The organism is Microtetraspora fusca, assembly GCF_001570365.1.
Lineage (GTDB): Bacteria > Actinomycetota > Actinomycetes > Streptosporangiales > Streptosporangiaceae > Microtetraspora > Microtetraspora fusca.
This window is the reverse complement of record NZ_BBYK01000062.1, coordinates 30,749-42,086: the sequence shown is the minus strand read 5'-3', so window position 1 is coordinate 42,086 and position 11,338 is coordinate 30,749. Positions and strand designations below refer to the sequence as shown.

11 protein-coding genes are annotated in these 11,338 nt (G+C 71.3%); 6 read left to right on the top strand and 5 right to left on the bottom strand.

Annotation, left to right across the window (positions count from 1 at the left end):
* The first annotated feature begins 75 nt into the window (after positions 1-75).
* Together AWQ68_RS29230 and AWQ68_RS29225 are read left to right on the top strand one after the other, a co-directional pair.
* Positions 76-1,233: a HupE/UreJ family protein gene (locus tag AWQ68_RS29230; RefSeq protein ID WP_066946258.1), complete on the top strand. Its 1,158-nt coding sequence runs from the start codon at positions 76-78 to the stop codon at positions 1,231-1,233.
* 60 nt (positions 1,234-1,293) lie between these two features.
* Positions 1,294-2,211, top strand: a complete 918-nt coding sequence (locus tag AWQ68_RS29225) for an NmrA family NAD(P)-binding protein (RefSeq protein ID WP_066946255.1) — start codon at positions 1,294-1,296, stop codon at positions 2,209-2,211.
* 21 nt (positions 2,212-2,232) lie between these two features.
* On the opposite strand, the gene AWQ68_RS29220 is transcribed toward AWQ68_RS29225, so the two are convergent.
* Together AWQ68_RS29220 and rraA are read right to left on the bottom strand one after the other, a co-directional pair.
* On the bottom strand, positions 2,233-3,123 hold the full coding sequence (locus AWQ68_RS29220) for an ion transporter (protein WP_066946252.1): 891 nt from the start codon (positions 3,121-3,123) through the stop codon (positions 2,233-2,235).
* Between the two features lie 143 nt (positions 3,124-3,266).
* On the bottom strand, positions 3,267-3,737 hold the full coding sequence (rraA, locus tag AWQ68_RS29215) for a ribonuclease E activity regulator RraA (protein ID WP_066946250.1): 471 nt from the start codon (positions 3,735-3,737) through the stop codon (positions 3,267-3,269).
* Positions 3,738-4,074: 337 nt separating this feature from the next.
* On the opposite strand from rraA, the gene AWQ68_RS29210 reads away from it, so the two are divergent.
* Positions 4,075-4,812, top strand: coding sequence for a TetR family transcriptional regulator (locus AWQ68_RS29210; protein ID WP_084464517.1), 738 nt, complete (start codon positions 4,075-4,077; stop codon positions 4,810-4,812).
* A gap of 20 nt (positions 4,813-4,832) precedes the next feature.
* Entirely contained in the window at positions 4,833-6,095 is a 1,263-nt protein-coding gene (locus AWQ68_RS29205) for a cytochrome P450 family protein (protein WP_066946458.1), read from the top strand.
* Between the two features lie 195 nt (positions 6,096-6,290).
* Here AWQ68_RS29205 and AWQ68_RS42860 read toward each other — a convergent pair whose 3' ends face one another.
* The 3 genes from AWQ68_RS42860 to AWQ68_RS29190 all read right to left on the bottom strand — a co-directional run bounded on the left by AWQ68_RS42860 (position 6,291) and on the right by AWQ68_RS29190 (position 8,391).
* The gene (locus AWQ68_RS42860) at positions 6,291-6,626 is read right to left on the bottom strand and encodes a hypothetical protein (RefSeq protein WP_066946248.1); all 336 of its coding nucleotides are present in this window, start codon (positions 6,624-6,626) and stop codon (positions 6,291-6,293) included.
* Between the two features lie 51 nt (positions 6,627-6,677).
* Positions 6,678-7,316, bottom strand: coding sequence for an HAD-IA family hydrolase (locus tag AWQ68_RS29195; protein WP_066946245.1), 639 nt, complete (start codon positions 7,314-7,316; stop codon positions 6,678-6,680).
* A gap of 190 nt (positions 7,317-7,506) precedes the next feature.
* Positions 7,507-8,391 carry an IclR family transcriptional regulator gene (locus AWQ68_RS29190; protein ID WP_066946242.1) on the bottom strand — a complete coding sequence of 295 codons (885 nt, stop codon included), beginning with the start codon at positions 8,389-8,391 and terminating at the stop codon, positions 7,507-7,509.
* A gap of 242 nt (positions 8,392-8,633) precedes the next feature.
* On the opposite strand from AWQ68_RS29190, the gene AWQ68_RS29185 reads away from it, so the two are divergent.
* On the top strand, positions 8,634-9,761 hold the full coding sequence (locus AWQ68_RS29185; protein WP_218007083.1) for a polyprenyl synthetase family protein: 1,128 nt from the start codon (positions 8,634-8,636) through the stop codon (positions 9,759-9,761).
* A gap of 171 nt (positions 9,762-9,932) precedes the next feature.
* Positions 9,933-11,324 (top strand): family 2B encapsulin nanocompartment shell protein, encoded by a 1,392-nt coding sequence (locus AWQ68_RS29180; RefSeq protein ID WP_066946240.1) that lies wholly within the window; start codon positions 9,933-9,935, stop codon positions 11,322-11,324.
* Positions 11,325-11,338: the final 14 nt, after the last annotated feature.

The window sequence follows — 11,338 nt, the reverse complement described above, 5'->3', positions numbered from 1 at the left end:
TCCCCGCCGCCCCGGACCCCCGGTCCGGGGCGGCGTTCCCCTGGCAGATTCCCCCGCACCTTTGGAGAACGCGACATGCCTCGCAGGCGCCGGCTGTCCGCCCTCGTCCTCGCCCACGTTCTCACCGTCCTGCTGGCCGGCCTGCTCGCCGGCGTGCTTGCCGACGCCGCGCGTCCCATTCCGGCGGCGGCGCACGACGCGACCACGAAGGCCCACGCCGCGGTGACCGGAACGGGCCCGGACGTCAGGGCCGTGCTCGACCTGGAATACGACCTCCTGATGAAGTCGGCCTGGCTGTACGCGGAGGCGTACGAGGCGAAGGGGCGGACCGAGCAGCTCCGCCAGCTCAAGATCAACCATGCCGCCGTCATCGACTACGTCACGCGCCGCTTCGCCGTGACGTACGACGACACGCCGTGCACGCCCGTCCCCGTGGGCGACGCGGACGTACGTGAACGCGAGAAGGTGGCCTTCGCGGTCGTGACCCTCGACTACGACTGCGCGGGCGACGGCCCGGGGCAACACGCGATCTCCAGCGCGCTCTTCCCCGACGCCGAGAGCTTCGTGCACAGCACGGAGACGATCGTCCGATACCAGCTCGACGGCACGACCGGCTCCGCGGTCCTGACCGCCGCCCACCCGACGCTGCGGACCGGCGAGCGCCGGGCCGCGCACCAGGTCGAGGAGTTCTTCCTGCTCGGCGCCGAGCACCTGCTGTCCGGCCTCGACCACATCTTCTTCCTGCTCGCGCTGCTCATCGGCGCCCGCCGACTCCGCGACGTCGTCGTCACCGCCTCCGCCTTCACGGTCGCGCACAGCATCACGTTCCTCCTGGCCGCGATGGGCGTCGTGGACGTCCCGGCGGGGATCGTCGAGCCGGTCATCGCCGTGTCGATCATCGTCGTGGCCGTCGCCAACCTCCTGGGCCGCGGGGAAGAGAGAGCGGGCAGATGGCGGCTGCCGGTCGTCTTCGCCTTCGGCCTGGTGCACGGGCTGGGCTTCGCGAGCGCGCTCGACATCGACGAGAGCGGGTCGTGGGGGCTGCTCCTGTCGCTCCTGAGCTTCAACGTCGGCATCGAGGCGACCCAGCTCGCGATCATCGCGGTGCTCTTCCCGCTGCTGACGCTGCTGCGCCGCACGTCCGCCGCCCGGTGGGTGACGGTCGCGATGTCGGTCCCCATCGTGGCGGTCAGCCTCTACTGGTGCGTCGACCGCGTCACCCTGCCGTTCTGATCGGGTACGGTACATGCCCCGGTCGAGCGGGACCTTCATGATGGAAAAGGGGTGCCTGTGATGGCGGAGACCGACCTTGTCCTGGTGACCGGCGCCGGCGGGGGAGTCGGCGGTGTGGGGCGCACGGTCCTGGAACTGCTGCTCCGGCGCGGCATGGCCGTACGGGCGATGGCGCACCACGACGACGACCGGGCCGCGGCCCTGCGCGCGCTCGGCGCAGAGGTCGTCGTCGGCGACCTCACCCGGCCCGCGGACGTGGCGCGGGCCATCGGCGGGACGCGCCGGATGTTCTTCAGCATGAGCGTGGCGCCGTCCTACCTGGAGGCCACGGCCGTCGTCGCGACCGTGGCGCGGGCCGTCGGCGGCCTCGACGCGCTGGTCGCCATCTCGCAGATGACCGTCTCGCAGATGGACGCGGTCAGTACGAGCGAGTCGCACCAGCAGCGGTTGCACTGGCTGTCCGAGCAGGTGCTCGACTGGTCCGGCCTTCCGGTCGTGCATGTCCGGCCGACCATCTTCCTGGACAACCCGCTGTTCACGACGCTGGCCGCGCGATCCATCGCGGAGAGCGGCACGATCCGGCTGCCGTTCGGGACCGGCCGCACCTCGCCCGTCGCGGCCGACGACGTCGCCCGGGTGGTCGCGACCGTCCTGGCCGATCCGGGACCGTACGTGGGCCGGGTCCTGGAGCTGACCGGCCCGCGGTCCGAGGACATGACCGAGGTCGCCGCGGAATATTCGCGCGCGCTCGGCAGGCCGGTCTCCTACGTCGACGTGCCGTGGGAGACCTGGGCCGAGCAGGTGCTCGCGCCGTCCGGACTCGGGACGCACGTCGAGGAGCACCTGGCCACCATGGCCCGCCTGCATCGGGAGAACCGGTACGACCGCATGACCCGTACGGTCGAGGAGATCACCGGGAAGCCGGCGGCGACGGTCGAGGAGTTCGTCGCGCGCCGGAAGGAGCAGTTCGCCGGCTGAACTCTGGCGGGCACCCCTCGACTACGCGTCCCGGCTCACGACCCCGTCGCCGACGACGTCGGTGGGGAGCAGTTCCCGCTCGTCCTCTGGGGCGGCGCGGGCGGCCGAGAGTGCCGCCAGGTTGGCCGTCAGCAGGTCCACCTTCTCGGTGAGCGCCCGGATCTGTCCCATCACCGCGTTGTGCTGTTCCAGCTCAAGCGCCTGGTCTTCCTTCCATCGCGACGCGTTGACCTCGGTCTCCATCGCGGACACGATCACGCCGATGAGCAGGTTGAGGACGAAGAACGCCGTGATCACGATGAACGCGGCGAAGAAGATCCAGGCCATCGGTTCCTTGGCCATCACGTCTTCGGCGACCGCCGGCCAGTTCTCCACCGTGAGCACGGTGAACATCGTGAACAGCGACGTGCCGAGGTTCCCGAAGTACTGCGGGGCCGCCTCGCGGAAAAGCTGCTCCCCGATGACGGCCGCCATGTAGAGCGACAGCAACAGCAGGGCCAGGATCGAAGCCAGCCCCGGAAGCGCGGTGAACAGCGCCGAGACCACCCGCCGCATGCTGGGGACCACGGAGATCAGCCGTAGGACGCGCAGGAACCGGAAGAGCCGCAGGATCGACAACGACTCCGAGGCGGGCACGAGCGCCATGCCGACGACGATGAGGTCGAACCAGTTCCACGGATCGCGGAAGAACGCCTTCCCGTGCGCGGCGATGCGCAGGGCGAGCTCGACGACGAAGATCGCGATGATGACCCGGTCGATCACGAGGAAGGCGACGGGGTATCGGTCGGCCAGATCGGGCGATGTCTCCAGCCCGAGTGTGATCCCATTCAGCGTGATGACGGCGATGACGGCGCGGTGGAACGCGGGAGCGTCAACGAAGGCGCGGAGCCGTTCGCGAGAGAGATCGGGCAAACCGGTACTCCAGGATGATGAGGCGTTGTGATCATCCGAAATCCTACAGAACCGCCTCCGGCTGATCGTGATCATGTCGGCGGTTCCGTACGCTCCGGCGTCGTCGCTCTCGCACGCCCAGGGAGCCGGGAACGGCGCGGAGTTCACGCCGTGGTGACGAGGATCCCGTCGTCGTCGCTGAACAGCTCGGCGCCGGGACGGAAGACCACGCCGCCGAAGGTCACGGGGACGTCCCGCTCGCCGACGCCGTCCTTGGTGCCCCTGCGGGGGTTGGAGCCGAGCGCCTTGACGCCCAGATCGAGGCCGCGCAACGCCGCGACGTCGCGGACCACGCCGTTGACGACCACTCCGGCCCAGCCGTTGGCCACAGCGATGCCCCCGATGACGTCGCCGATCAGCGCGGCGTGCAGTGATCCGCCGCCGTCGACGACCAGGACCCGTCCCTCCGCCGGCTCCGACAGGACCGCCTTGACGAGGGCGTTGTCCTCGTGACAGCGCACCGTCGCGATCACGCCGCGGAAGGAGCGGCGCCCGCCGTACTGCCGGAACTGCAGGTCGCAGGAGTCGAACTCGGCCTCGCGCTCGTCGTACAGGTCCGCGGTCGAGATGTCCATGAACGGCCTTCCGGGTTGGTTTCTGGGCGGTCTATGCGGATCGGAGGTCAGGCGCGCGACGACCGCAGCGCCCGACCGAACGCTGCCACAGCCCGCCCGCCGGTGTCGACACGGGGCCGCGCCTGTACGTCACCTTCTCCATTCCTCTACGGTGAGCATTTCGTGGCGTGAAGGCCGTTGTCAGGAAGGCGGATCGGGCCTACGTTTGACCCGATGACCGGATTCCTCATCTCGGTCACGACCTTCCGGACGCGGCTCGCCGTACCCCGGTCCCGGGGGCGCGAGCAGGGGCGGCCACCCGCCCCGGCGCGCCCGGTCAGGCGGAAGGTACGGGAGGGTGACCGTGACACAGGTCGATCTCGGAGCGGTGAGCCAGGCCGAGGCCGAGCGCGACCGGAGGGCGGAGCGGATCCTCGACGCGGCCGGGGAGCTGCTGGTGGCCTGGGGGTACCCGCGTGTGACGGTCGGCGACATCGCCCGCCGCGCCGGCGTCGGCAAGGGCACGGTCTACCTGCACTTCAGCACGAAGGAGGTCCTGTTCCTCACGGTCCTGATGCGGGCCCAGAGCAGGATGGTCGAGCGGTTCGTCCAGGAGATCCGGGCCGATCCGTCCGCGGTCCTGCCCAGCCGGGTGGCCGTCACGGCCTACCTGTGGGTCCACGAGGACCCGATCGTCCGCGCGATGTTCACCGGCGACCTCGAGACCCTGGGCACGTTGAGCAGGAGCGCCGCCGAAGTCATCGGCGATCTCATGAAGGTCCGGGAGCGGACTCTCGACGGCTATGTCCGGCTCCTGCGCGAACACGGCCTGATCGTTCCAGAGCGGTCCCCGGCCGCGCTGCGGCACGCGTTCGTGGCCGTGCTGACCGGGTTCCTCATGATCGAGCCCATGCTTCCCTCGGACGTCGTGAGCGTCGCGGACAACGCGGACATGGTCGCCCACGTCGTCCGCGCCGCCTTCGAGACGCCGCGCGCGCCGGAGGAGGCGGCGGCGGTGGCGCCGCGAGTGGCCGATCTCCACCAGAGCCTGCTCGACCGGTTGAACGAGGAGATCGGCAGGCAGAAACGCATCTGACACGCCAGATGGAGGCGACGATGAGCACTCCCAGCACCACCGGTCCCGTCGACATGATGGACCCCGCCCTGCTGAGCGACCCGTTCCGGGGGTACTCCCGCATCAGGGAGGAGGCCCCGCTCACGCGCGCCGTCTTCGCCGGCCTCGGCACCGCGGTCTGGCTGGTCACCCGGTTCGACGATGTCAAGACGGTGCTGAGCGACCAGCGGTTCGTAAACAATCCGGCGAACGTGCCGGGAAGGGACGCGCACAACATCCGCGAGGAGATCATTAAAGCTCGCGGCATCCCGCCCGAGTACGCCCGGTACGTGCTCGACAGCGTTCTCGACGCCGACGGCGCCGACCACATACGGCTGCGCCGGCTGGTCTCCCGGGCCTTCACGGCGCGGCGCGTCTCGGAGCTGCGTCCACGTGTGGAGCAGATCACCGACGACCTCCTCGACCGGCTCCCCGGTCTCGCCGAGGACGGCGTGGTCGATCTCATCGAGGGGTTCGCGTATCCGCTGCCGATCACGGTGATCTGCGAGCTGGTCGGCATCCCGGAGGAGGACCGCCCCCAGTGGCACGACTGGGGCAGGGCGCTGTTCTCCCTCCGGCCCGGGGCGCTGAACGAGCCGCTGCGCCAGATGATCGACCACATTCACGACCTGATCGAGCGCCGCCGGGCCCGGCCGGCCGAGGACCTGCTCACCGGGCTGATCCGGGCCCACGACGAGGACGGCGACCGGCTCAGCGACATCGAGATGGTCACGATGGTGCTGACCCTGGTCCTGGCCGGACACGAGACCACCGCCCACCTGATCGGCAACGGCACGGCGGCCCTGCTGACCCATCCCGACCAGTGGGACGCGCTGCGCGCCGATCCGGCGCTGGCGCCGCGCGCCGTCCACGAGCTGATGCGCTGGTGCGGACCCGTGCAGGGCACCCGTATCCGGTACGCGGCCGAGGACGTCGAGATCGGAGGGACGCTGGTGCGGCGCGGCGAGCCCGTGATGGCCCTGCTCGTCTCGGCCAACTACGATCCCCGCCGGTTCGACGATCCGGAGAGCCTCGACATCACCCGGGAGCCGGACGGGAGGCGCGAGGTCCACGTCGGGTTCGGGCACGGCCTGCACTACTGCCTCGGCGCGGCGCTGGCCCGCCAGGAGGGCGAGGTCGCCTTCCTGGCGCTGACCCGCCGCTTCCCCGGCCTCCGCCTGGCGGTGCCGGCCGAGGAGCTCGAACGCCAGGTCCTGCCCGGCTCCTGGCGTCTGGCGCGGCTCCCCGTCCGCCTCGGCCTGTGACGCCCGCGTCCCCGCGCGCTCGACGTCGTACGAGCCGGCGTGGACGCCTGCCGGAACGCGCGTGAAGGGGGCGCCCGGTGCGGACGTCGGACATGTGCGCGGCCCGCACCGCCGGGGAAACCGGTCGGGCGGGCCGCGCTCATCGTCCCGTCGCCTCGCCCGGCCGGCCTCCGGCCGGGCGAGGCGGTCCGCCTGTCACAACAGTCGCAGACCCAGCCTCAGGTCGAGGTTCAGGAGCGACGCCCTCCGGCCCCAGCGGTCCCACGGGCTCCAACGGCCCCACCGGCTGTAGTCGTCCACCCGGACGCAGTCGAACTGCGGGCAGGGCAGGGTGAAGCACTGCTTGGGCGCCGGGACGCAGACGGTGCCCGGCGGGCACAGCGCGGCGGCGCACGGCGATCCGGGCACGCACGCGGCGCTGGACGATACGGCCGCGACGGACGGCGTGGAAGCGGCGGCCGCCCAGGACGGCGCCGCAGTCAGCGAAAGCCCGGCGGCGACGGCCGCGGCCAGCACGAATTTGCGAAGCATTTCTCCCCGATCACTCTGGAGCCCCCCGGCGATCATGCTCGCATACGGGGACTACCGAGCCGGGTCCCGCCGCGCGGGCGATCCGGAAGCGGCGAGCGCCGCACGCAGGTCCGCCGGCCCGCCGTACACGACGCCGGTCATGCCGAGCGCCACGGCGGCGGCGACGTTCTCGGGCCGGTCGTCGACGAACAGGCAGCGCTCGACAGCCACGCCCGCGCGTTCGGCGGCGATCTCGTAGATGCGACGGTCGGGCTTCGCCACCCCCACTCGGGCGCTGCTGACGACGGCGTCGGCGAAGCCGACCATGCCGAGGTGCTCGAGCTCCTCCTCCAGTCGGGTCGTGGCGTTCGTGACCAGCACCACCGGCACTCGCCGCCGCGCCTCGGCCAGCAGGTCGCGCGCCTCCTCGTCGATCCAGAACGGCACGGCGGCGAACTCCTCGACCAGGCGCGCCGCGCGCCCGGCCGAGCCGAGGACGTCGGCGAGCGCGGTGACGAGCGACGCCTCCCACTCCTCGCAGGTGATCAGCCCGAGCGAGGCCGGTCCCATCAGCGCCGGGCTGAGCGCCGTCTTCAGGACCGTGCCGGGCGCGAGCCCGTACGTCTCGTCGATCCGCGCCTGGGCGATGGGGTCGTGGAACCTGAGCACGCCGTCGAAGTCGCACAGCACCGCGTCGAAGGGCAACGTCACCGGATCTCCTCGTCTCGGGGGCAGGCGGCCGCGCCCGCGTGACAAGCGGCGGACGTACGGCCCTCCGCAATCCTGGTGGATCTTCCCCTCCTCGGGAACACCGTCGCGGCGCTCGGCCGGTGCGGGGAGGAGCGTGGGCGGCGGTGGGAACGTTCCGCGGACCCGGGCGCCGTCCGCTCCGAAGGCGTACTCAGAGGAAGGACGCGGGCGGCCCGTCGGGGCGTGTCCGCGGCGTCATCGCGGACAGGGCGGTGACGACGGTGGCGGAGATGGCCTGCGCGGCCTGCTTGACCAGGGCGGTGACCTCTCCCGACACGGCCGACCGCGAGGGGCACGCCACGCTCACCGCCATCCGCACGCCGCCGTCGCCGTCGAACACCGGCGCGGCCGCGCAGACCACGCCCTCGGCGAACTCCTCGCGTGAATAGGCGACGCCCCGGCGGCGCACCACGCTCAGCTCCCGGTCGAGGGCGGCGTGCCCGACGATCGTGCGCCGCGTCATGCGGTCGAGGGTCCCGCGGTCGTGGAAGGCCGAGTTGAGCCCGTGGTCGAACGCGAGCAGCACCTTGCCGCTCGCCGTGCAGTGGAGCGGGGCGCGATCGACCTCGTCGGACGGCGAGCTCACCCGATCGTGGCCGTAGACGCGTTCGACGTAGGCGATCTCCAAGCCTCGGGCGACGGCCAGGTTGACCGTTTGCCGAGTCCGCTCGTAGAGACGGATCATGTGCGGGAGGACGAGGGGGCGCGTGCCGGGGATCATCCGCGGCCCCGGGCCGGCCAGGGTGGCCAGCCGGTCGCCGATGGCGTAGTCGATGCCGATCCGCTGCGCGAGGCCCTTGGCGCACAGGACGCCGAGCAGGCGGTAGGCCGTGGTCTTCGGCAGCCCGGTCTTCCTGGACAGCTCGGCGAGGCTCATCGGCTCGACGGCCGCGCTCAGCGAGGCGAGGAGCGTGATCCCTTTCTCCAGGCTGCCCGGTTTCTCGAGCGGCCCCGGTTCGTTCGGTGCGATCGGTGGCGGCGCGGGGAGCGGTCGCGGTAGGGACGACGACCCCTGATGGGTGATGGTTCGCGGCATTCTGTCGGTGTGCACCTTACGGGAGAAGTGAGGGCAAACTCCGGCTGCTGGATTCGCCAGACCATGATTACCCATGGCAATGAATCACCACACTGCGTATCAAAGATGTTATGGATCCGGATCTCCGCACGTGGGGCGGGGGCGGCCGCCGGGACCGTTCCACTCTCCGGAATGGCACCTTCCGCGCGCTGTAGCCGATCAATAGCGTCCTGTGCATCGGAGCTTCCTTGAGGGGACGGACGATGACGGTGGAGAGTGACCAGGCGTCGATCGGGCAGGCGGCCGGCAGCGCGCTCGCCGAGGCGGTCGGCGGGGCGGAGGAGACCGCCGGTGAGACCGCTCGCCGGATGCGAACGCTGGTCGATGAGAGGCTCGCCCGGTTCCTCGACGACCACGCCGCCCCGGTGGCGGATCCGGAGGTGACCACGGCCTACCGGCTGCTGCGCGGCTTCATCCTCGGCGGAGGCAAACGGGTCCGGCCGCTCCTGTGCTACTGGGGGTGGCGGGGCGCCGGGGGAGCGGACTGCGAGCAGATCGTCTCGGCGGGCGCGGCGCTCGAACTGTGCCACGCGGGCCTGCTCATCCACGACGACATCATGGACAGCAGCGACCTGCGCCGGGGCCGTCCGACGATGCACCGCAGCCTCGCCGGGCTGCACCCGGGGCTCGCGGCCCGCTCGTTCGGTCAGGCGGCGGCGATCCTGCTCGGCACGCTCACCCTCGCCTGGTCCGACGAGCTGCTGTCCGGCAGCGGGGTCGAACCGTCCCGCCTGAAGCGGGCCAGGACCCTCTTCGACCGGCTGCGCACCGAGGTGATCGCCGGGCAGTACCTCGACATCCTCGCCCAGGTCCGCGACCTGCCGACGGTCGAGCAGGCGCTCACCGTGGTGCGCTACAAGACGGCCAAGTACACCGTCGAGCGCCCCCTGCAGATCGGCGGCGCGCTGGCCGGGGCCGACCCCTCCCTGCTCGACGTCTACTCCCGGTTCGGCATCCCGCTGGGGGAGGCGTTCCAGCTCCGCGACGACGTGCTCGGCATGTTCGGCGACCCCGCGCGGACCGGGAAGCCGGTGCTCGACGACCTCAGGGAGGGGAAGCACACGATCCTCATCGCGCACGCGCTCCAGCACGGCTCACCCGCCGAGGTGGCCCATCTGCGCACCTGGCACGGCAACCCGGAGCTGACGGAGGAGCAGGCCGCCGGCGTGCGGCAGATCGTGATCGACACCGGGGCGCTGGCGCACGTGGAACTCATGATCGACGACCGCGCCCGCGAGGCGTTCCAGGTCCTCCGCTCCGCGCCGATCGGCCCCGAGGCCAGTGCCGGGCTCGCCATGCTGGCCGACGGCCTCATCCACCGCACCCGCTGACGCCGCGGCGCCCCTTGGCCGTGCCGTACGGCACGGCCGGCGTCGCGCGCCCGCACGCGGACCAGACGACACCCCATACGCGAAACCTGACCGTGCGCCGAGAAAGCCGACCCTCGCCGCGCGTTTCGCGAGCACGCCCAGGAAACCGACAGAGAACAGGTGGTTCACGTCATGACGGAGACCGTTTCCTCCAACGAGCAGGCGCAGCTCAGCCTCGGCACCGCCGCCGCGCGGAACCTGGCCACGACGACCAAGTCCGTGCCGCAGATGCAGGAGATCACCTCCCGGCACCTGGTCAAGATCCTCCCCTGGGTCCAGGCCACGGGCGGCGTGTACCGGGTGAACCGGCGGCTCAGCTACGCCGTCGGGGACGGGCGGATCACGTTCGTCTCCACCGGCGCGGACGTCCGCGTCATCCCGGCCGAGCTGTGTGAGCTGCCCACGCTGCGCGGCTTCGACGACACCGACGTGCTGGAGGCGCTCGCCGGGCGGTTCACCCAGCGGGAGTTCGAGGCGGGCGAGGTGATCGTCAACGCGGGCGCGCCGGCGGACCGGGTGGTGCTGATCGCGCACGGCAAGGTGAACCGGATCGCCGCCGGCGCGTACGGGGCCGAGACGGTGGCCGACGTGCTGGCCGACGGTGACCACCTCGGCGACCGGGGCCTGACCGACGAGGCGGCCGCGTGGGAGTTCACCGCCAAGGCCGTCACCCCGTGCACTGTGCTGGCCCTGACGCGTGGAGCGTTCCAGGAGGTCGCGGCGCAGTCGCCGGGGCTGCGGGAGTACCTCGACGGCAGGGAGCCGGCCGACGGCCGGTCCGTCAACGCGCACGGCGAGGCGGAGATCGAGCTGGCGGCGGGTCATGTGGGGGAGGTGGCGCTGCCGGGGACGTTCGTGGACTACGAGGCCGAGCCGCGGGAGTACGAGCTGAGTGTGGCGCAGACGATTCTGCGGGTGCACACGCGGGTGGCGGATCTGTACAACGAGCCGATGAACCAGACGGAGCAGCAGCTGCGGCTCACGATCGAGGCGTTGCGGGAGCGGCAGGAGTACGAGCTGGTCAACAGCCGGGAGTTCGGCCTGCTGTACAACGCGGATCTGGGGCAGCGGATCCACACCCGCACCGGCCCGCCCACCCCCGACGACATGGACGCGCTGCTGGCCAAGGTGTGGAAGGAACCGGGCTACATCCTGGCGCACCCGCGCGCGATCGCCGCGTTCGCCCGGGAGTGCAACAGCCGCGGCATCTACCCGCAGACCGTGGAAATGCACGGCAACCGGGTCCCGGCCTGGCGTGGGGTGCCGATACTGCCGTGCAACAAGATCCCGGTCAGCGACCGCGGGATGAGCTCGATCCTCGCGATGCGGACCGGCGAGGCCAACCAGGGCGTCATCGGGCTGCACCGCACCGGGCTGCAGGACGAGTACCAGCCCGGAGTGTCGGTCCGGTTCATGGGCATCAGCGACAAGGCGATCATCTCGTACCTGGTCACCATCTACTACTCGGCGGCGGTCCTGGTCCCGGACGCCCTCGGCGTCCTCGAGAGCGTCGAGATCGGCTAGCGACCGGCGAAGAG